This is a genomic window from Aggregatibacter sp. HK296 (assembly GCF_980469475.1).
In genome coordinates, this window is record NZ_OZ413142.1 from 1 (window position 1) to 20,806 (window position 20,806).

Below are 20,806 nucleotides of genomic sequence, written 5' to 3' on the forward strand. Positions count from 1 at the left end.
ATGCTGTAAAAAGCAAAAACCCCCGATGCACTCACATCAGGGGTTCGTATCAGGCTTGGCGGTGACCTACTCTCACATGGGGATGCCCCACACTACCATCGGCATTACGGCGTTTCACTTCTGAGTTCGGTATGGAATCAGGTGGGCCCACCGCACTATCGCCGCCAATATTCTTTATGATTTCTATCTCTTCTTATTCGCGTCTTCTTAATCTAAAAACAAGCCTTCTCTCAACTCTCTCTTCTACGTCCATTCTCTTAACTGTTATCCTTCCAACTCGCTCATGTCCAGGGTAACCCCAAAAACACTTGAGCGTTGTATGGCTAAGCCTCTCGGGCAATTAGTATGCGTTAGCTCAATGTATCACTACACTTACACACCGCACCTATCTACGTCTTAGTCTTAAACAACCCTTACACACTTAATGTGTGGGAGAACTCATCTCTTGGCAAGTTTCGTGCTTAGATGCTTTCAGCACTTATCTCTTCCGCATGTAGCTACCCAGCAATGCCTCTGGCGAGACAACTGGAACACCAGTGATGCGTCCACTCCGGTCCTCTCGTACTAGGAGCAGCCCCAATCAATTCTCCAACGCCCACGGCAGATAGGGACCGAACTGTCTCACGACGTTCTAAACCCAGCTCGCGTACCACTTTAAATGGCGAACAGCCATACCCTTGGGACCTACTTCAGCCCCAGGATGTGATGAGCCGACATCGAGGTGCCAAACACCGCCGTCGATATGAACTCTTGGGCGGTATCAGCCTGTTATCCCCGGAGTACCTTTTATCCGTTGAGCGATGGCCCTTCCATGCAGAACCACCGGATCACTATGACCTACTTTCGTACCTGCTCGACTTGTCTGTCTCGCAGTTAAGCTTGCTTATACCATTGCACTAACCTCACGATGTCCGACCGTGATTAGCAAACCTTCGTGCTCCTCCGTTACTCTTTGGGAGGAGACCGCCCCAGTCAAACTACCCACCAGACACTGTCCGAGACCACGTTTCGTAATCTTCGTTAGAACATCAAACGTTAAAGGGTGGTATTTCAAGGACGACTCCATAATCACTGGCGTGACTACTTCAAAGTCTCCCACCTATCCTACACATCAAAATTCAATGTTCAGTGTCAAGCTATAGTAAAGGTTCACGGGGTCTTTCCGTCTAGCCGCGGGTACACCGCATCTTCACGGCGATTTCAATTTCACTGAGTCTCGGGTGGAGACAGCCTGGCCATCATTATGCCATTCGTGCAGGTCGGAACTTACCCGACAAGGAATTTCGCTACCTTAGGACCGTTATAGTTACGGCCGCCGTTTACTGGGGCTTCGATCAGGAGCTTCTCTTTCGATTACACCATCAATTAACCTTCCAGCACCGGGCAGGCATCACACCCTATACGTCCACTTTCGTGTTTGCAGAGTGCTGTGTTTTTAATAAACAGTTGCAGCCAGCTGGTATCTTCGACCGGTTCAACCTTCGCCCGCAAGGGACTACAATCTACGCCGGCGCACCTTCTCCCGAAGTTACGGTGCTATTTTGCCTAGTTCCTTCACCCGAGTTCTCTCAAGCGCCTGAGTATTCTCTACCTGACCACCTGTGTCGGTTTTCAGTACGGTTTAGATAAACCTGAAGCTTAGTGGCTTTTCCTGGAAGTGTGGTATCAGTTACTTCAGCTCCGTAGAGCCTCGTCATCATCTCTCAGTGTTAAGGAAGTCCGGATTTGCCTAAACTTCCCACCTACCAACTTAAACGTGCATATCCAACAGCACGCTAACCTAACCTACTCCGTCCCCACATCGCAGTTTATCCAAGTACGGGAATATTAACCCGTTTCCCATCGACTACGCTTTTCAGCCTCGCCTTAGGGGCCGACTCACCCTGCCCCGATTAACGTTGGACAGGAACCCTTGGTCTTCCGGCGAACGGGTTTTTCACCCGTTTTATCGTTACTTATGTCAGCATTCGCACTTGTGATACGTCCAACAGCCCTCTCGAACCATCTTCATCCGCTTACACAACGCTCCCCTACCCAACAGACTTACGTCTGATGCCGCAGCTTCGGTGCTATATTTGAGCCCCGTTACATCTTCCGCGCAGGCCGACTCGACTAGTGAGCTATTACGCTTTCTTTAAATGATGGCTGCTTCTAAGCCAACATCCTAGCTGTCTAAGCCTTCCCACTTCGTTTCCCACTTAATATAGACTTTGGGACCTTAGCTGGCGGTCTGGGTTGTTTCCCTCTCCACGACGGACGTTAGCACCCGCCGTGTGTCTCCTGAGTATCACTCTTTGGTATTCGTAGTTTGCATCGGGTTGGTAATCCGGGATGGACCCCTAGCCGAAACAGTGCTCTACCCCCAAAGGTGTCCGCTCAAGGCTCTACCTAAATAGATTTCGGGGAGAACCAGCTATCTCCCGGTTTGATTGGCCTTTCACCCCCAGCCACAAGTCATCCGCTAATTTTTCAACATTAGTCGGTTCGGTCCTCCAGTTAGTGTTACCCAACCTTCAACCTGCCCATGGCTAGATCACCGGGTTTCGGGTCTATACCTTGCAACTAGCCGCCCAGTTAAGACTCGGTTTCCCTTCGGCTCCCCTATTCGGTTAACCTCGCTACAAAATATAAGTCGCTGACCCATTATACAAAAGGTACGCAGTCACCCTTTCGGGCTCCCACTGCTTGTACGTACAAGGTTTCAGGTTCTATTTCACTCCCCTCACCGGGGTTCTTTTCGCCTTTCCTTCACAGTACTGGTTCACTATCGGTCAATCAGGAGTATTTAGCCTTGGAGGATGGTCCCCCCATCTTCAAACAGGATATCACGTGTCCCGCCCTACTTGTCGTTAGCTCAGTACCACAAAAGTATTTTCGAGTACGGGATTATCACCCTCTACGATTCGGCTTCCCAGCCAATTCCTCTAATACTTCCGCTATCACTAACAGGCTCCTTCGCTTTCGCTCGCCGCTACTCACAAAATCTCGGTTGATTTCTTTTCCTCGGGGTACTTAGATGTTTCAGTTCTCCCGGTTCGCCTCATTATCCTATGGATTCAGATAATGATAGTAGGTTCTTCACCCACTGGGTTTCCCCATTCGGACATCTTGGATTAAACGCCTCTTATCGACTCATCCAAGCTTTTCGCAGATTAGCACGTCCTTCTTCGCCTCTGATTGCCAAGGCATCCACCTTGTACGCTTTGTCACTTAACCATACAACCTCAAGTATTCTTACCTTATTATTTAAATAATATTAAACAACAACTTTCAAACACTTCAGCTACGATTAATAACAGTTAATTAAGAGCAATCGCCTTTTATCAATCACTCTCACTCAGACTTTCTTGAAAGTCTCGTTTTCAGCTTGTTTCCAGATTTTTAAAGAACAGTAAAGATGAAAAATCATCTTTAAATGGCGTCCCCACGGGGATTCGAACCCCGGTTACCGCCGTGAAAGGGCGATGTCCTAGGCCTCTAGACGATGGGGACAGCATGTAAAGATGCTCTCTTCTCTTTGATATTGTTGTTCTTTCCTTGTCTACAACCATCAAACAAACTGTGTGAACACTTAAAGTCGAGTCTATCTTTGGTAAGGAGGTGATCCAACCGCAGGTTCCCCTACGGTTACCTTGTTACGACTTCACCCCAGTCATGAATCATACCGTGGTAAACGCCCCCCCGAAGGTTAAGCTATCTACTTCTGGTACAACCCACTCCCATGGTGTGACGGGCGGTGTGTACAAGGCCCGGGAACGTATTCACCGCGACATTCTGATTCGCGATTACTAGCGATTCCGACTTCATGGAGTCGAGTTGCAGACTCCAATCCGGACTTAGACGTACTTTGTGAGATTCACTCCACCTCGCGGCTTCGTCGCCCTCTGTATACGCCATTGTAGCACGTGTGTAGCCCTACTCGTAAGGGCCATGATGACTTGACGTCATCCCCACCTTCCTCCGGTTTATCACCGGCAGTCTCCTTTGAGTTCCCGACCAAATCGCTGGCAACAAAGGATAAGGGTTGCGCTCGTTGCGGGACTTAACCCAACATTTCACAACACGAGCTGACGACAGCCATGCAGCACCTGTCTCATGGTTCCCGAAGGCACTCTCATATCTCTACAAGATTCCATGGATGTCAAGAGTAGGTAAGGTTCTTCGCGTTGCATCGAATTAAACCACATGCTCCACCGCTTGTGCGGGCCCCCGTCAATTCATTTGAGTTTTAACCTTGCGGCCGTACTCCCCAGGCGGTCGATTTATCACGTTAGCTTCGGGCACCAAGCTTAAAGCCCAATCCCCAAATCGACAGCGTTTACAGCGTGGACTACCAGGGTATCTAATCCTGTTTGCTCCCCACGCTTTCGCACATGAGCGTCAGTACATTCCCAAGGGGCTGCCTTCGCCTTCGGTATTCCTCCACATCTCTACGCATTTCACCGCTACACGTGGAATTCTACCCCTCCCTAAAGTACTCTAGACTCCCAGTCTGAAATGCAATTCCCAGGTTAAGCCCGGGGATTTCACACCTCACTTAAAAGTCCGCCTGCGTGCCCTTTACGCCCAGTTATTCCGATTAACGCTCGCACCCTCCGTATTACCGCGGCTGCTGGCACGGAGTTAGCCGGTGCTTCTTCTGTATTTAACGTCAATTTGTCGTGCTATTAACACAACAACCTTCCTCAATACCGAAAGAACTTTACAACCCGAAGGCCTTCTTCATTCACGCGGCATGGCTGCGTCAGGGTTGCCCCCATTGCGCAATATTCCCCACTGCTGCCTCCCGTAGGAGTCCGGGCCGTGTCTCAGTCCCGGTGTGGCTGGTCATCCTCTCAGACCAGCTAGAGATCGTCGGCTTGGTAGGCTATTACCCCACCAACTACCTAATCCCACTTGGGCTCATCCTATGGCATGCGGCCTTGCGGTCCCGCACTTTCGTCTCTCGACTCTACGCGGTATTAGCGACAGTTTCCCGTCGTTATCCCCCTCCATAAGCCAGATTCCCAAGCATTACTCACCCGTCCGCCACTCGTCAGCAAGAAAGCAAGCTTTCTCCTGTTACCGTTCGACTTGCATGTGTTAAGCCTGCCGCCAGCGTTCAATCTGAGCCATGATCAAACTCTTCAGTTCAAAAAGTTTAATCGCTCAATACTGCTAGCCAAGTAATCTATCTATAAATAAATAAACGTTTTTCGTAGCACTATTCAGTTCAATTTTAAAATCTTTAATGATAAAAACGAATCTTCAAGTGCCCACACAGTTTGTCTGATTGATTGTTAAAGAACAAAAAACGACGCGCGGTTTTATGCTTTACAACGGCGCGTCGTTGTGGGGGCGTATTATAGGCATTTATCACGACCTTGCAACCCCTTTTTGCGATTTTTTGCAAAATATTTTTTAATTGATAATAATTTAAGCGCAATAAAAATTACATCTTAAACTATTCAACCAACTTGCAAGCCTTAGATCAAAAATGGTGTTTTATGTATTACTCCATTTTCATTATCATTCTCTAGCACCCTTTGATTTTCCTCATCCCATTAGCTTCAAGCATAAGGTTTAATTTAATAAGGGTTGATGATTTTTCTTTTTCTGTCAACAAGTTGACGTGTTTATCCATTAAAGCAGCTCTAAATGTCCAGAGTAAATCAATACTTGCAGGAATACCTAATTTTTTTAATCTGACATAACTATGAATAGCACCCAATGTTCTAAAATCACTGACTGTATGAATATTAATTTTGGCTAATAGCCTTTCATGCTTAATAGTGAAATTAGCCAATTCTTTGATACGTTCTTTTTTAGCTAAGTTTTCAGAAAGTTTCTTTCTTTTAATTTGTTGAATAGAAAGGTTAATGACTTGTTTAAAAAGAGTTTTGTTTTTACGAACTGAAGGAGGCAATTGATAATAATGATAAAGAGCTAATTTACTCATATTATTAGGATTGAGTGAATAGGCAACAGCCCCAAGCCTCTCCAAATAAGGTACCAACTCTCCCTCGGCTCTAACAAAAATTGCGTCATTTTGGGACAAAGCAAACATGGCATCTTCTTGGAATATTCCATAACCGGTAAACAAATTCTTAACTCTTACCTCACCAATCAGTTCAGTAAATTCATTGCGTAGTTCTTGTTTTGTATTACACATAGTTTTCCCTCATATTATTATGTGAATTAGTTATATCATACTTTTTATTTTTTAAGAAAAAGATATCATTAATAACATTCAAAAATGTGAAGTAGATCGAAAAAATAAAATTTTTTAACTAAAATATCAGCTAAAAGCACATAAGATATGTAAAAAATTAGCGTACTATTCTTTATCTTGGATACACCATTTATTTTGCCTACTTTCCTTTATTACTGTATTTTGCTATTCTTATGCACACTTTTGGGGCTGATTTTGGATTCGACGGGATTAGCGAAGCCCGAGGTGCACGTCGAGGTGCGGTAGGCCTCGTAAATAAACCGCAAAAAAATAGTCGCAAACGACGAACAATACGCTTTAGCAGCTTAATAACCTGCTCATAGCCTTCGCTCCCCAGCTTCCGCTCGTAAGACGGGGATAAAGCGGAGTCAAACCCAAACGAGATCGTGTGGACGCCGCTGTTTGAGGATCGAAGCATTAAATTGAATCAAACTAGCTTAATTATCGCGTGTCTGTCCGCAGGATTAAGCGAAACTTAAAGACTGACTAAACGTGTAGTGCTGACGGTAGAGGAATTTCGGACGGGGGTTCAACTCCCCCCAGCTCCACCAAATAACAATCCAAAGTAAACTTATCAAATCCCAAAAGCCCTTGAAAACATTGACTTCAAGGGCTTTTTTATATCCTAATCGTTCCTATCTAATCCTATAAAATCCTTGGGTTTTAGTTATACTGATAGCCGTATAGCAAAACCGGTATAACCAAAATCACACAAAACCTATTATAAAAAAACGTTAACGATGTTTTAGCTATACCCTATTTTTTAAAAGTCTGAATTGCCCCGCCAATGGCATTAAAGGCATTTAAGCTGTATCAAGACGAAGAGCATTTAGAAAAGCTCAAACGAACAATTCAGAAGCATAACGAGATCATGACTTATGCCCTACACCGAGACTTAATCTCTTTTAATCCCACAGCAAACATCGAAAAGGAATTTGACAGTCCGACGGTTGAACATTTTAAAACCCTGAAGCCTGAGGTAAAGTGCGGTCGATTTTGATGGCGTTTTACTGTTTGATAATTTAAAGAATTAATGCGGCTAGGCGCGGCTTAATTAACCGAACCGAGAGATAGTAACCCTTATTACTATTTGTCGCACTTTCACTATAATGGACGTTAAAAAATGGCTAAAACCCAACAATATTATTCTCTTACTGAATGTTCTATTATTGATTATGAAGTTATTCCATTACCAGAGGTGACTTTATTATAGTGCAGTGGTCGGTTAAGGGTCGTTAGAAAACACAGAGAAGACAGAGAAATCGTTATTGATCATCTAGGCAATGTTAAGAAGAATACTAACGGAAGTCCAATTCATAGATCACGTTGCTTACGCTCTTCCGCCACTCCAACTTTTCCCTCACGCCTAACAGACCAACTCCGAAAAACACCTTCAGAAAATAAGTTTTTTATTCCCGACGAAAATTCTCCGCACCGTCCTCTTTTCTAAGGTAAGTTAAAACCCATACTAAAACGACGCCGAAAATGGCTGAGGTGAGGAAAGTCGCACTGAAAGCACGTTGAAGCAGTTCGCCACTGTCCCCGATGAAATGGCGATAAAGATCTAAAATCACAGCGGACACGGCAATACCGATACTGATTCCCACTTGTTGAATCACACTGAGATAAGTAGCGCCTGCGCTGGTATTGTGTTCGTCTAAATCACTAATCGTAAGTGTGTTGACAGAAGTAAAAATAATCGACATACAGCTACCATACCACGCCAAAATCAGCACCAAACACCAAATCGGTGTGTCTTGTTGCAACAGGCTCATGGCAGCAATGGCAAGCGCCATCGAAAGTGCGGTCAACATTAATGTCATTTTATAACCGAAACGCGCCAGAATTTTTCCAACAAAGGATTTCGTTAACACGGAACTTAGTGCAATTGGCGCTAGCAACCAACCGGCAACATCCGCGCTATAATTAAACACTACTTGCAACATCAACGGCATTAAAAACGGAATGCCTGAGCCACACAAACGGATAAAAATATTCGCCATCATGCCCAATCGAAACGTGCGCGTAGCAAATAAATTTAACGGCAATAAAGGATTCTGCACCCGTTGAGCATACCAATAATAAAAGGAGAAACAGCCGAACCCCACAGCCAAAATTAACGCTGTCAGCCATTGGTCGATACGGTCTTCAGACAACAAATCCAAGCCGAGTGTTAAGCCTACCAGCCCACCACCAAACAGTAAAAAGCCCCACCAATCCAGCTTGCTAATATTGCCTGTGCTGTTTGGCATATACCGACCGGCAAATCCAATCCCAAGGATACCAATAGGAATGTTAATTAGGAAAATCCAATGCCAGCTGGCATGTGTCACAAGCCATCCGCCCACAATCGGCCCGAGCACCGGGCCAATCAGCCCCGCCATCGCCATGGCATTCCATGCGGCAACCAATTGATTTTTTGGCACGTGACGAATAATTGCCAAGCGCGCTACCGGCATCATCATTGCCCCGCCCAACCCTTGCAACACGCGCGACCAAATCAATGCGTTTAATGAATTGGAGGCGGCACAAGCAACAGAACCAAGTACAAAAATTGCCACCGCAACCCGAAACACATTGAGCGTGCCGTATTTATCGGCAATCCAACCGGTGAGTGGAATAAATAATGCAACAGTGAGGGAATAACTGATTATCGCCATTTGCATTTCTAACGGTGATTCATGCAAATCGGCAGAAATGGCAGGCAATGCCGTATTCAAAATGGTGGCATCGAGGGACTGCATAAATAATGCCATGGCGGCAATTAAGGATAAATGGCGATAATGTTGGAGCTCAGGCATAAAAAACCACGCTTAAATTCGACCGCACTTTTGCTCGTACCAAGCCGTAATAAAATCAGCAATCTGCGCGATATTATTAATATCCAAACAAGGTTTATCTACCGCTAAAGGGTAATCTGTAGCAACGGCCAACACGAGCTCATCAATGTCAGGTAGCGGTTTAGTCATGTCTTTTCGGTGCAACAAAATCTTTTCAATCGGCTCTTGTTTGAAGCCTTCTACCAAAATGAGATCCGTTAATTCATGATCAAATTGTTCACATAAATAAGACAGGGAAATACGTTGTTGTGGCGTTTCCGTCATAAGAGCCCAGCGGTGGTCACAAGCCATAATTACTTGGCTGGCACCGGCATCTTTCATACGCCAACTGTCTTTGCCCGGTTTATCCACTTGCGCATCATGATGACTGTGTTTAATCACCGCCGGGCGCAAGCCACGTTGTTTTAATTGGGGAAGTAATTTTTCTAATAAAGTGGTTTTGCCGCTGCCGCTGTAACCGGTAATGCCAAGCATGGGGAGCATAATATTTCCTTAAAGACGATAAAATAAACGGGCTGATTATATACCAGCCCGCCAAAGAAAACGAATGATGCTCAAAGATTTAGAGCACGCGCAGCAACACCGGTTGATAAGCTGATTTGCGGTTCAGTTTTCGTGCATACCAACGCACTCCGAGGAAGGAAAGTGCGGTGGAAATAAAAATAAAAAATACACTGACGAGTTCGTGACTAAACAACGAATCGAACAATAAGGTGCTGAAGACTAAAGTGAACAACGGGACACAATACATCAGCAACGCAGATTTGATCAGAGAATGTTCCGATAAACCAATTTCGACCAACTGCCCCACTTTTAGCGGTGTAATGGTTTCAATGGTGAAAATATGCTCACCACGTGCACCGCTACCGGCTAATTCCGATAATGCCGAATTCCCGCAAGCGGATTTTGCTGCACAAGTGCCACAGGCACTTTGCGATTGGCATTTTACTTTCGCCTTACCGGATTCGTATTCAATCACGACCGCACTTTCTGTCAACATAATAAACCCGTTTAGTTTTTCTTAAATTGAATGTCTTGCACGATGCGTTTTGCCGTAGAAATCGGTAATTGCCCGATAATCGTCAAGTCTTTGTTATCCACAGTTTCGTTATAAATCGTGTAAGCACCTTGTCGCCAAGTATTATCTTGCAGTGTATTTTCTAGGATTTTGTCGGACACATATAACGTAAAAGAAAACAGCCCGTCGCTGTAAAGTTGCGATTCGATTTTATCGTCGCCATCACGTTCAATACTGCGATTTACCGCTTTAAAACCTTGTGGCAACCAACCTGGAGCCCAATTAAAATCCGGCGTTTGATTTGCGTTTTTATCCATTAATAACGGAGGGAAAGCCACTTGATTTAAATAATCCACTAAGCCTGAAATCCCGTCTCCCACATACAGATTTACAACACGAAATTGATCCAATAAATTGCCGTCCCGATCAAGCATATCACTGCGCAAAAGCAAGTTATTGTCCTCGTCAATAAAGGCCACATATTGATAACGAAAATCGTCTTTCGGCAAAATTCGAATGGTTTGTACCACATGATCCGCTACGCGATTACGCCCGATGTTAACGAAGTCATAATATTGCTCTAAAGTATCAAAATTGGCACGAGTGAGGGGCGGTAAATTATCGGTAATGCCTTCACTGTTAATAGTGAAAGGCTGATAGTTCGGTTGAAAATAGCTAATTAAATTATCACGTTGAACAATTTCTTGTTGTGCACCATCTAACGTCACCAATTGCGCAAAAGTTTTGCCGTTAGATTTAAAGTGACGGTACCGCAATGAATCCATGTTAGAAGGCGTGGTTTGCACGAAAGAAAACTCATAATTTAGCTGTTCTGCCGCTTTCTTCATATCCAGCAATAGCTGTTTCGGCGAAAGGGAGTCTGTACCAAAGGAAGAAAATGACGTGCTAAATAAGAAAAAAAGTGCGGTAGTTTTTAGAAATGTTTTTAACATGATCAAATTCCTAATAAACAAATTCACCACCAAAAAATGGTGGTGAATTCTGATAAAAACAATTATGCCTGAATACATGAACTATTATTTATTGCTCTGATTCTGTCCTAAATTCATTGAATCGGCATAAACACGACGTTGTAATTCATAGCTTTGCAACATAGCGCCAATACGTTTATTTTTTTGTTCAAGCTGTTCTGTCGTAATGACATCTTTGCTTGGCGCATTGTAACTGACTTCTTGCACACCGTTGTTAAAAGGCAATGTTTGTAACACTGGGGTATCTGCTGCATTTTGTACGGTAGATTTTGCAGTGAAAGATTGTACACCTAATACAGCCACCAAGCACACACCCGCAGCAACAGCAACCTGAGTCATCGGCATAAACCATGCTTTTAACTTTTGCATAAACGGCAAGTTTTCGACGTCCTGCGGCAATGGTTGAGACTCAGTGACTTCAACTGCTTGAATTTCTTCTGAAGCAATCAAACTTTCCATTTTTGCAGTGAAATCAGCACCCAAGAAAACATTTGTTTCTTGACGCATAACAGAACGAATGGTGTGGAAATTTACCCAACTCTCCTGCAATTCCGCATCTTGGCATAATTGTTCGGTGAGTTCATGATTAACTTGTTCACCATCAATATATGCTGAAAGTAGTTCTTTTTGCATGTTTGTACTCCGACTAATCGTAGTTGTATTCCTGTTTTTTATTAACGTTGTAAAAGCGGTTTAACTTTACTTTCAATGATTTCACGCGCTCTAAAAATCCGCGATCTCACAGTCCCCACCGGACAATCCATAATTTCTGCAATTTCTTCGTAACTCAATCCCTCGATTTCGCGTAAAGTAATTGCTGTGCGTAAATCTTCCTGTAAACCTTTAATCGTATCAAATACGATATTCTTTAACTCGTTGGATAACATTTCATTTTCAGGCGTATCCACAACCCGTAAATTTGTTCCTACATCGTAGGATTCTGCATCTTCAGCTAAAATATCTTCGCTTGGCGGGCGACGCCCTTGTGCAGTCAAATAATTTTTTGCAGTATTCACTGCAATTCTGTATAGCCAAGTATAGAAAGCACTATCACCACGAAAAGAGCCGATGGAACGGTATGCTTTTATAAATGATTCTTGTACAACATCGGGAATATCATTCGGTGAAATATACCGAGTCAGTAATCCAGCTACTTTATTTTGATAACGCGATACCAACAAATTGAAAGCTTTCTTATCTCCCTGCTGCACCCTTTCTACCAAAGCTTGATCTGTTAGCTGTTCAGCCATATAACCTCAAATATCACGTCTAACAAACTTTAATTTCAAAGCCAGCAAGCTATTGTTATGCGTTAGACGAGATGAATAAAAAAAAGTTCAGTTATTTTAGAAAAAACCAATAAAACAATGAAAATCAGTGCGTTAGACTCAATTTTTGCTGAATTTCCAGCACCATTTCTCGCAATTCCGAATCATTGATTTCGCCGTTATTAAAGAACCATGAAAAAAGCTGTAAATCGGTCGAGGCTAACAAACGAATAAAAACCTCTTTTTTATGCTCGCTAAGCCCGTCAAAATACTGTTTATAAAAAGGCATGATGACCTTGTCTAATTCCAACATACCGCGCCGACAATCCCACTCAATGCGCAGCGAATCATACTTTTTCATCCTATTCTCCTTTCCAAAAAATCAACTGGATTATAGCGTTAGTGCGCTGTTTGCGAAAATAAATTAATCACCAACACACCACAGATAATCAACCCCATGCCAATTAAACCGGCAGTATCAATTTTCTGCCCAAAGGCGAAATAAGCCACAATGGCTGTCAACACAATACCCACGCCAGACCAAATGGCATACACCAAACCAACGGAAAGCGTACGAAAAATAATGGCAACAAAATAGAACGAACAGCCATAAAAAGCCAAAGCGCCAAGCGTCGGCAACGGTTTAGTAAAACCGTCGCTGACTTTCAATAGATTGGTGGCAACAATTTCCAAACAAATGGACACGGCCAATAAAATCCACGGATTCATGTTTTCCCTATACAAAAGTGCGGTCGGAAATTCAGTTAAAAATCCGACCGCACTTTTTATTTCAATTACGCCTTAATTTGGCTTTTTAAGAAGTCAATCAATTGCTCTTTCGCAATCATTTGTTTCTCACCGCTACGACGATTTTTGTATTCGATTTCGCCGTTCGCTAAATTTTTCTCACCGATGACGACCATGTGCGGCACACCGATAAGCTCCATATCCGCAAACATCACGCCTGGGCGTTCTTTACGATCATCAAAAATCACTTCCACGCCTTGTGCCAATAAAGTGCGGTATAACTCTTCAGCGAATGCTTGCACGCTTTCCGATTTGTGCATATTCATCGGCGCAATCGCCACGGTGAACGGCGCCATCGCATCGCTCGGCCAAATAATGCCGCGTTCATCATGATGTTGTTCAATAGCAGCTGCCACAACACGCGTCACACCAATACCATAGCAGCCCATGGTAACGACCGTAGGACGTCCGTCTTCACCTTGCACTGTCGCATTCATCGCGTTGGAATATTTGTCACCTAATTGGAAAATATGGCCGACTTCAATACCGCGTTTAATTAATAAGGTACCTTTGCCATCCGGACTTGGGTCACCTTCCACCACGTTACGAATATCCGCCACTTTCGGCAACGCCACATCGCGTTCCCAGTTAATGTTGAAATAGTGTTTACCGTCAATGTTAGCGCCAGCGCTGAAATCGGACATGATCGCCACACTGCGATCAATAATAACCGGAATGTTTAAATTGACCGGCCCAAGGGAACCGACACCTGCGCCAATTTTGGCTTTAATGGCCGCTTCATCAGCAAATTCAAATGGGGAAGCCACTTCTGCCAGTTTTTCCGCTTTGACTTCATTTAATTCGTGATCACCACGAATGATTAACGCCACTAACGGCTGTTCTTCACTAGCCCCTTTTACAATCAAGGTCTTAACGGTTTTCTCAATCGGTTGGTTAAATTGCGCGACAAGCTCCGCAATGGTTTTCGCATTCGGTGTATCCACCAATTCCATCGCTTTGGTTGGTGCGGCACGCTCACCCACCGCCACCGCTTCGGCAAGTTCGATGTTCGCCGCATAATCGGATTCCGTGGAGAAAATCACATCATCTTCACCGCTGTTTGCCAACACTTGGAACTCATGGGATGCGCTGCCGCCGATAGAACCGGTATCCGCTTGCACGGCACGGAAATCCAACCCTAAACGGGTGAAAATGTTGCTATAAGTTTGATACATCACCTCATAGGTTTGTTGCAAACTTTCTTTGTCCATGTGGAAAGAATAAGCATCTTTCATGATAAATTCGCGGCTACGCATCACACCGAAACGTGGACGCACTTCGTCACGGAACTTGGTTTGAATATGATATAAATTAAGAGGAAGTTGACGGTAAGAGGTCACTTCACGACGCATTAAATCGGTGATGGCTTCTTCATTGGTCGGGCCGATCACGAAACTCCGTTCGCCACGGTCGGTAAAACGCAATAATTCCGGGCCATACTGATCCCAGCGACCGGACTCTTGCCATAATTCTGCCGGTTGCACAACGGGCATTTTGATCTCGATAGCACCGCTTTTATTCATTTCTTCGCGAATAATGTTTTCCACTTTTTGTAGCACACGCCAACCGGTTGGCATCCAGTTATAAAGGCCTGAAGCAAGAGGACGAATCATGCCCGCGCGCAACATGAGTTGATGGCTAACAATCGCCGCTTCTGCCGGGGTTTCTTTTAAGGTGGATAATAAATATTTACTTGTACGCATTGAATTACCTATAATTCCAAGAATTTAAAAATACGAGAAAAAAATTGGCGTTAGTGTATCTAATGCGCACGCAAAAGCAAAGAAGAAATCAGGTTTCACGCCTTATAATCCCCGCTAAAAATGCCAATTTAACCCAGAAAAAGGAATCATCATGTCAGCCCTTTATCAAGCCCTTCCCTCCGTCGATAAATTACTCAAAACCCCGCAAGGTGAACAATTCGTGGCAGAATTTGGCCATAGCGCCACCGTCAACGTGTCTCGCGAGATGTTGCAACAAGCGCGCGAACATATAAAACGCCATGAAAACCTACCACACTTTTTGCAAACCGATGACGCCACCTTTCAGTACATCCACCAACAATTATTGTTACAACAACAGGTGAACATAAAAAGCGTACATAATTTAACCGGCACGGTATTGCACACCAATCTCGGGCGCGCGTTGTGGTCACCGGCGGCACAAGAGGCTGCGCTGGATGCCATGCAGGGCAATGTGGCGCTGGAATATGATTTAGCGGCTGGTGAGCGCAGTCATCGAGATAACTACATCAGCGACTTACTGCAACAACTCACGGGCGCAGAGGCGGCCTGTGTAGTGAACAACAACGCAGCAGCGGTATTACTGATGTTGGCGACTTTCGCGCAAGGGAAAGAGGTGATCATCTCCCGTGGTGAATTGATTGAAATTGGCGGTGCTTTCCGCATTCCCGACATCATGGCACAGGCTGGTTGCAAACTGGTGGAAGTGGGCACCACCAACCGTACCCATTTAAAAGATTATCGCAACGCAATTAACGAAAATACTGCCTTTTTAATGAAAGTTCACAGTAGTAACTACCAAATTTGCGGTTTCACGCATTCTGTTGATGAACAAGAACTAGCGGAATTAGGTAAAGAATTTGGCATTCCGGTCATCACGGACTTAGGCAGTGGCGCGTTAATTGATTTGAAACAATTCGACTTGCCGGAAGAACCGACGGTGCAAGAAAAATTACAACACGGCCTAGATTTAATTTCCTTCTCCGGCGACAAACTGCTTGGTGGGCCACAAGCGGGCATTATCGTGGGTAAAAAAGCATTGATTCAACAGCTACAAGCCCATCCGCTCAAACGCGTGCTACGTTGCGACAAAGTCACCCTCGCCGGGCTGGAAGCCACTTTGCGTTTGTATTTGCAACCGGAAAAAATCACTGAAAAACTGACCGCACTTCATCTGCTCACTCAACCTGTAGACCAATTACAAGCACAGGCGGAACAACTTAAAGCGCGGTTGGAAAATCGTTTAAATGCAGATTACGTTGTTGCGATCGAACCAAGCGAAGCGCAGGTTGGTAGCGGCTCCCAGCCGCTGGCACGGATTCCGTCAATCTCGGTCACCATTGCGCCGGCAACAGAAAAAATGCCGACAAAAACCACCGCACTTTTCACCCGTTTATTGGCGCTGCCGCAACCGGTTATCGGGCGCATTGAACGGGATAAAATTTGGTTGGATTTACGCAGCTTGGCCAATCTCGAACGCTTGCTCGACACCTTGGAGGCGCTATGATTATTGTCACATCCGGACACGTTGACCACGGCAAAACCGCGCTATTGCAAACCCTCACCGGCACGCATACGGCGCATTTACCGGAAGAAAAAAAACGCGGCATGACCATTGATTTAGGCTACGCCTATTTGCCGTTAAAAGATCAAATCCTCGGCTTTATCGATGTACCGGGGCACGAACGTTTTCTTGCCAATATGTTGGCAGGCCTAGGCGGCATTCATTACGCCATGCTTATCGTTGCCGCAGACGAAGGCGTGCAAGCGCAAACCATCGAGCACTTAAACATTTTGAGCTTGTTGCAATTGCAGGAAATCATGGTGGTGATCACCAAAGCCGACCGTGCCGATGCGCAACAAATAGACGCATTAGAACAACAGCTACGCCAACAATATGCTCTCTTGGCGAACAGTAAATTCTTTGTCACGTCTGCTACCACCGGTCAGGGCATCGAAACGCTACGCGATTATTTGGCGCAGTTGCCGGAATTATCGGACACGGAAAAACCGTTCCGTTATGCCATCGACCGTATTTTTACCATTAAAGGTGCCGGCACCGTGGTGACGGGCACTGCATTTGCGGGCAAAGTGGCCATTGACGACGAATTGTATTTAAGCAATGGACAAAAAGTGCGGGTGAAAAATATCCACGCACAAAACGAACAAAGCACGGAAGGCTTGGCGGGGCAACGCCTGGCATTAAATATTAACCTAGATTTCGACCGCACGTTAATTGAACGCGGCGATTGGTTGTTCTCTCAACCGCCTGCCAAGGCGACAGATCGCGTCACCGTTTGGCTAGAAAACCAAATTCCACTGAACGAAAGCCAACCGGTGCATATTTATCACGCCGCCTCACACACCACGGGCAAGCTGACGTTATTGCAACAACCCAAACTCGCACCTCAGCAACACGCGCTGGCAGAACTGATTTTAGAACAACCGTTATTTTTGGCGCATGGTGACAAAATCATCTTACGCAACAGCAACTCTACCGCCGTACTCGGTGGCGCAAAAGTAATTGAAATCCATTCACCGAAACGCCATAAGCGCACAGAAGCCCGTTTCGATTATTTACGCCAACTGATTCAAGCAGAAACAGCTGAAAAACGCACCGCACTTTATCTTCAAAATCATGCGGTGGAAGCCGAGCTGTTAATGTGGATTGAACAGCTGACAGACTCCCAACTGAACGACATTCTTGAAAGAAACGGCGACATTCGCTTCCAAAGTTGGTGCTTTAATGCCGATTATCGCACGCAACAAACAGCGAAATTATTGACCGCACTTGCGCAATATCACGAACAACATCCCGACCAACTCGGCTTAGGTAAAGCCCGTTTATATCGCATTGCGGCACTGAATCAGCCAGAAAAACTGATTTATCATTTTATTGATGAATTATTAGCCGAGAACCAGCTACAGCAAACCCGTGGTTGGCTACATACCGCTGATCATAAAATTCAATTTAATGAACAAGAACGCGCATTATGGCAGCAAGTTCTTGAACAATTTGAGCAACATAACGGACAAGCGTTGTGGGTGCGTGATCTCGCGGGCTTATTAGGACAGGAAGAAAGCGCTATGCGCAACTTCCTCTACAAAGCCGGTAAATTAGGCTATCTCACCGCCGTGGTAAAAGACCGTTTCTTCCTGACCGAGAACATTTATGCCACTGCTCGCTTAATCAAACAGCTTGTCGCCGGGAAAGAGGGCATATCGGTAAACGAATTGCGCGATGCGTTACAATTCGGACGTAAAATGACCGTCCAACTGGTGGAATATTTCGACCGCTGTGGTTTCCTACGCCGCAAGGGTAATATTCACGTATTGCGCGATGCGGACGTGTTTGATCTATAAAGTGCAGTCGATTTTCACAACATTTTTATACAAGGAGTTTCTATGAAAAAACTGCTCGTTTCTGCTTTAGCCGTTGCCGGTCTAACGCTTACCGGCTGCAATGATGAAGAAAAAAATGCGCTTTCCGAACAAGTGAAAAAACAAACCCAAACGATCGAGCAGCTAAATGCACAAGTGAATACCTTACAAAGACAGGTTTTGGATTTGGCGGAAAATCAAGCAATTCAAGTAGAACCGGAAGTCCTCTTCCAAAAATCAGAAATCATTTCACCAACAAAAGGCACTGATGATACTTCCATAAACAAGGTGAAATTCGATATTACGATGTTAAAAACCAATTCGGATTGGCTAACTGCTTTGTTATTAAATGAAGTCATTGCCTCATTCAATGTGGAAGGGCAGCCTAAAATCGAAAATAAACAACAGTTTATTGAACGATTAGAGAAAGACATGGCTGAAACCCTAAAAGAAGCAAGAGAGTATGAAACCTTGGCGATAGAAACCAAAGTTGGCATGGAATATTTAGGGCAGCGTGAAAACTTAGCCTCCTTCACCCTCTACTATTATAGTTATTCCGGTGGTGCGCACGGGATGTATTCCACCCATTTTGTGAACGTTGATTTAGACAAAAAAGCCGTCATTCGATTAGACGATGTCTTTACTAAAGCACAACAAAACAAAGTTAAAACGTTGCTATGGGAGATTTACCAAAATGAATCTCGTGGCGATAACGGTGAACGGCAAGAGCCTTTTACCACAAAAGCCGATTTTTACCTCAGTGATAATTTTTATTTTTCACAAGATGGCATTGTGTTTGTCTATCCGCCTTATGCCCTTGGCCCTTATGCAGCGGGTGAAAAGGAACTGCGCCTGTCTTTATATGATGATGAAGTCAAAGCCTTATTAACACCGGCATTTAAATTTTTAGGAAAAAATTACGTTGAATAACAAACAAAAATCCCCAAGCGCATACTTGGGGATTTTTTTAATTCTCTAATTCTAAACTCAGCACATCCGGTTCATTCTTTAATAATAAGTACAATTCGTGAATGGTATCTTTGTCATTAATCGTGCAACGAATCGTCAATTTGGTTTCACCGTTTGCCTGATCTTTCATATTAATATTTTCAATCAGATGGTTATGGGTATGTAGCAGCTGAATAAATTGCCCCACCGCAGCCGGCGAAGCCAATGTGGCGGTAATGCGGGTTTTCTTCTTTTTCTCATAACGACGCACCCAACGATGCACAGACGGGCTCAAACGAATGGCGATTAAAATCATAAAGGTGGCAATAATCGCATCAAAATAGAATCCAGCACCGGAAGCAATACCGATACCTGCAGCCGCCCAAATAATTGCCGCCGTGGTCAAACCGGAAATGGCATCGTTATGTTTACGCAAAATCACGCCCGCACCAAGGAAACCGATGCCGCTAATCACCTGAGCTGCCAAACGCATTGGGTCAGTACGAATGTTTTCCGACACTTGCGCATAATGTTCAGCTGATTGAATGGAAACAATGGTTAACACACAGGTCGTCACCGCAATAATCATGCAGGTTTTTACCCCCACGGGTTTGGCTTTTAACTCACGCTCTAAACCAATGATGCCGCCTAGCACCATGGCAAACGCCATTTTCACGAAAATAAAGAAATGGCTGTCTCGCGCCAAAGTTTCAAAGAAAACGGATAGGTTACTCATCATGTTAAATTGTTAATCCAAGTGATTGATAAAGTTGTTTTAGTTCATCTTGCGTTAAAGTGCGGTAGGTTTTTGGCGCTAAACTTTGGAGCGTAAACCCGGCAAGCTGATAACGAATTAAACGCAATGTCGGAAAGCCAATATGCGCCGTCATTCTGCGTACTTGCCGATTTCGCCCCTCATAAATTTTAATTTCTAACCACGATGTAGGAATATTTTTTCGCTCGCGAATGGGCGGAACGCGTTGCCATAAACAATCCGGTTCGGAAATCAACCGCACTTTTGCCGGTTTTGTCATACCATCTTTTAATTGCACGCCTCGCCGAAGTTGCTCTAACGCGGTTTCATCAGGCACGCCTTCCACCTGCACCCAGTAAGTTTTTTCCATTTTAAACTTAGGTTCCACCAAGCGATGCTGAATCTCCCCGTTGTTAGTCAACAGCAACAATCCCTCACTATCCCGATCCAACCGCCCGACAGGATAAACCTCGGCGATATCAATAAAATCTTTCAACGTGCTACGACCATTTTCATCACTAAATTGGCACAACACATCAAAGGGTTTGTTGAACAAAATTACTTGAGTTTGAGAAAACGCGATTTTAGGCTTAGAAACACTGCCAAAATGAACCGCACTTTGTGCTAGTTTTTTCCGTTTTTGGGGTTTTCGCCGAAAAGATGTTGGCTGCATAAACAAGGTATTCATAAAAATTTTGCATACTTTAGCACCAATCGAAGCAAAATCTAAATTTATGCCCGAAATAAATGCACAAAATAGGGAACTTTTTCATCATTAGCGTTTTATTCGGCATTTTATGTCCTTTTTTAGCAAGTTAACGTTGTTTTTTAACAAATCTCATTTT

General features: G+C 44.5%; 15 protein-coding genes, 1 tRNA gene, 3 rRNA genes, 1 other RNA gene and 1 pseudogene. 5 read left to right on the top strand and 16 right to left on the bottom strand.

Features of this window, described 5'->3' with window-relative positions; genetic code table 11:
* Window positions 1-53 precede the first annotated feature (53 nt).
* The 5 genes from rrf to AC30SH_RS00025 all read right to left on the bottom strand — a co-directional run bounded on the left by rrf (window position 54) and on the right by AC30SH_RS00025 (window position 6,151).
* A 5S ribosomal RNA gene (rrf, locus tag AC30SH_RS00005) occupies window positions 54-169 on the bottom strand.
* Window positions 170-319: 150 nt separating this feature from the next.
* Window positions 320-3,216, bottom strand: a 23S ribosomal RNA gene (locus AC30SH_RS00010).
* A gap of 200 nt (window positions 3,217-3,416) precedes the next feature.
* Window positions 3,417-3,492, bottom strand: a tRNA-Glu gene (locus tag AC30SH_RS00015).
* A 101-nt stretch (window positions 3,493-3,593) separates the two neighbouring features.
* Window positions 3,594-5,133: ribosomal RNA gene (locus AC30SH_RS00020) — 16S ribosomal RNA — on the bottom strand.
* The 16S, 23S and 5S rRNA genes sit together here with 1 tRNA gene alongside, the layout of an rRNA operon.
* Window positions 5,134-5,515: 382 nt before the next feature.
* Window positions 5,516-6,151, bottom strand: a complete 636-nt coding sequence (locus tag AC30SH_RS00025) for a TfoX/Sxy family DNA transformation protein (protein WP_048749105.1) — start codon at window positions 6,149-6,151, stop codon at window positions 5,516-5,518.
* Between the two features lie 245 nt (window positions 6,152-6,396).
* Here AC30SH_RS00025 and ssrA point away from each other — a divergent pair.
* Both ssrA and AC30SH_RS00035 read left to right on the top strand, forming a co-directional pair.
* Window positions 6,397-6,762: a transfer-messenger RNA gene (ssrA, locus tag AC30SH_RS00030) on the top strand.
* A 224-nt stretch (window positions 6,763-6,986) separates the two neighbouring features.
* Window positions 6,987-7,190 (top strand): annotated as a pseudogene (locus tag AC30SH_RS00035) (integrase); the annotation flags it as partial.
* Between the two features lie 430 nt (window positions 7,191-7,620).
* On the opposite strand, the gene AC30SH_RS00040 reads toward AC30SH_RS00035, so the two are convergent.
* From AC30SH_RS00040 to proS, 9 genes are all read right to left on the bottom strand, one after another.
* Window positions 7,621-9,012: an MDR family MFS transporter gene (locus AC30SH_RS00040; protein WP_212510185.1), complete on the bottom strand. Its 1,392-nt coding sequence runs from the start codon at window positions 9,010-9,012 to the stop codon at window positions 7,621-7,623.
* Between the two features lie 12 nt (window positions 9,013-9,024).
* Entirely contained in the window at window positions 9,025-9,534 is a 510-nt protein-coding gene (mobB, locus tag AC30SH_RS00045) for a molybdopterin-guanine dinucleotide biosynthesis protein MobB (protein WP_212510184.1), read from the bottom strand.
* A 79-nt stretch (window positions 9,535-9,613) separates the two neighbouring features.
* Window positions 9,614-10,051 (bottom strand): SoxR reducing system RseC family protein, encoded by a 438-nt coding sequence (locus AC30SH_RS00050; protein ID WP_212510183.1) that lies wholly within the window; start codon window positions 10,049-10,051, stop codon window positions 9,614-9,616.
* Between the two features lie 11 nt (window positions 10,052-10,062).
* The gene (gene rseB, locus AC30SH_RS00055) at window positions 10,063-11,022 is read right to left on the bottom strand and encodes a sigma-E factor regulatory protein RseB (protein WP_212510182.1); all 960 of its coding nucleotides are present in this window, start codon (window positions 11,020-11,022) and stop codon (window positions 10,063-10,065) included.
* An 84-nt stretch (window positions 11,023-11,106) separates the two neighbouring features.
* The gene (locus AC30SH_RS00060) at window positions 11,107-11,694 is read right to left on the bottom strand and encodes a sigma-E factor negative regulatory protein (RefSeq protein WP_212510181.1); all 588 of its coding nucleotides are present in this window, start codon (window positions 11,692-11,694) and stop codon (window positions 11,107-11,109) included.
* Window positions 11,695-11,735: 41 nt separating this feature from the next.
* Window positions 11,736-12,311, bottom strand: a complete 576-nt coding sequence (gene rpoE, locus AC30SH_RS00065; RefSeq protein ID WP_006719952.1) for an RNA polymerase sigma factor RpoE — start codon at window positions 12,309-12,311, stop codon at window positions 11,736-11,738.
* A 124-nt stretch (window positions 12,312-12,435) separates the two neighbouring features.
* Window positions 12,436-12,690: an FAD assembly factor SdhE gene (locus AC30SH_RS00070; RefSeq protein ID WP_212510180.1), complete on the bottom strand. Its 255-nt coding sequence runs from the start codon at window positions 12,688-12,690 to the stop codon at window positions 12,436-12,438.
* A 38-nt stretch (window positions 12,691-12,728) separates the two neighbouring features.
* Window positions 12,729-13,058: a DMT family transporter gene (locus tag AC30SH_RS00075; RefSeq protein ID WP_048749121.1), complete on the bottom strand. Its 330-nt coding sequence runs from the start codon at window positions 13,056-13,058 to the stop codon at window positions 12,729-12,731.
* A gap of 65 nt (window positions 13,059-13,123) precedes the next feature.
* Window positions 13,124-14,839 carry a proline--tRNA ligase gene (gene proS / locus AC30SH_RS00080; protein ID WP_489581937.1) on the bottom strand — a complete coding sequence of 572 codons (1,716 nt, stop codon included), beginning with the start codon at window positions 14,837-14,839 and terminating at the stop codon, window positions 13,124-13,126.
* A gap of 151 nt (window positions 14,840-14,990) precedes the next feature.
* Between proS and selA the strand changes: the two genes are divergently transcribed.
* The 3 genes from selA to AC30SH_RS00095 are packed head-to-tail and all read left to right on the top strand — an operon-like array spanning window position 14,991 to window position 19,189.
* Entirely contained in the window at window positions 14,991-16,385 is a 1,395-nt protein-coding gene (gene selA, locus AC30SH_RS00085; protein WP_489581938.1) for an L-seryl-tRNA(Sec) selenium transferase, read from the top strand.
* Entirely contained in the window at window positions 16,382-18,241 is a 1,860-nt protein-coding gene (gene selB, locus AC30SH_RS00090) for a selenocysteine-specific translation elongation factor (protein WP_314886351.1), read from the top strand. Before selA ends, selB begins: the two co-directional genes overlap by 4 nt.
* Before the next feature lie 42 nt (window positions 18,242-18,283).
* On the top strand, window positions 18,284-19,189 hold the full coding sequence (locus AC30SH_RS00095) for a DUF3298 and DUF4163 domain-containing protein (protein ID WP_489581939.1): 906 nt from the start codon (window positions 18,284-18,286) through the stop codon (window positions 19,187-19,189).
* Between the two features lie 37 nt (window positions 19,190-19,226).
* On the opposite strand, the gene AC30SH_RS00100 is transcribed toward AC30SH_RS00095, so the two are convergent.
* Entirely contained in the window at window positions 19,227-19,943 is a 717-nt protein-coding gene (locus AC30SH_RS00100; protein ID WP_109433153.1) for an MgtC/SapB family protein, read from the bottom strand.
* A 4-nt stretch (window positions 19,944-19,947) separates the two neighbouring features.
* Window positions 19,948-20,649, bottom strand: coding sequence for an rRNA large subunit pseudouridine synthase E (locus AC30SH_RS00105; protein ID WP_489581940.1), 702 nt, complete (start codon window positions 20,647-20,649; stop codon window positions 19,948-19,950).
* Window positions 20,650-20,806 lie beyond the last annotated feature (157 nt).

Excerpts from the sequence above, each read along its gene's own strand:
- AC30SH_RS00025 (WP_048749105.1), bottom strand. The coding sequence starts at position 6,151 with ATGTGTAATACAAAACAAGAACTACGCAATGAATTTACTGAACTGATT.
- AC30SH_RS00040 (WP_212510185.1), bottom strand. The coding sequence starts at position 9,012 with ATGCCTGAGCTCCAACATTATCGCCATTTATCCTTAATTGCCGCCATG.
- mobB (WP_212510184.1), bottom strand. The coding sequence starts at position 9,534 with ATGCTCCCCATGCTTGGCATTACCGGTTACAGCGGCAGCGGCAAAACC.
- AC30SH_RS00050 (WP_212510183.1), bottom strand. The coding sequence starts at position 10,051 with ATGTTGACAGAAAGTGCGGTCGTGATTGAATACGAATCCGGTAAGGCG.
- rseB (WP_212510182.1), bottom strand. The coding sequence starts at position 11,022 with ATGTTAAAAACATTTCTAAAAACTACCGCACTTTTTTTCTTATTTAGC.
- AC30SH_RS00060 (WP_212510181.1), bottom strand. The coding sequence starts at position 11,694 with ATGCAAAAAGAACTACTTTCAGCATATATTGATGGTGAACAAGTTAAT.
- rpoE (WP_006719952.1), bottom strand. The coding sequence starts at position 12,311 with ATGGCTGAACAGCTAACAGATCAAGCTTTGGTAGAAAGGGTGCAGCAG.
- AC30SH_RS00070 (WP_212510180.1), bottom strand. The coding sequence starts at position 12,690 with ATGAAAAAGTATGATTCGCTGCGCATTGAGTGGGATTGTCGGCGCGGT.
- AC30SH_RS00075 (WP_048749121.1), bottom strand. The coding sequence starts at position 13,058 with ATGAATCCGTGGATTTTATTGGCCGTGTCCATTTGTTTGGAAATTGTT.
- proS (WP_489581937.1), bottom strand. The coding sequence starts at position 14,839 with ATGCGTACAAGTAAATATTTATTATCCACCTTAAAAGAAACCCCGGCA.
- selA (WP_489581938.1), top strand. The coding sequence starts at position 14,991 with ATGTCAGCCCTTTATCAAGCCCTTCCCTCCGTCGATAAATTACTCAAA.
- selB (WP_314886351.1), top strand. The coding sequence starts at position 16,382 with ATGATTATTGTCACATCCGGACACGTTGACCACGGCAAAACCGCGCTA.
- AC30SH_RS00095 (WP_489581939.1), top strand. The coding sequence starts at position 18,284 with ATGAAAAAACTGCTCGTTTCTGCTTTAGCCGTTGCCGGTCTAACGCTT.
- AC30SH_RS00100 (WP_109433153.1), bottom strand. The coding sequence starts at position 19,943 with ATGAGTAACCTATCCGTTTTCTTTGAAACTTTGGCGCGAGACAGCCAT.
- AC30SH_RS00105 (WP_489581940.1), bottom strand. The coding sequence starts at position 20,649 with ATGAATACCTTGTTTATGCAGCCAACATCTTTTCGGCGAAAACCCCAA.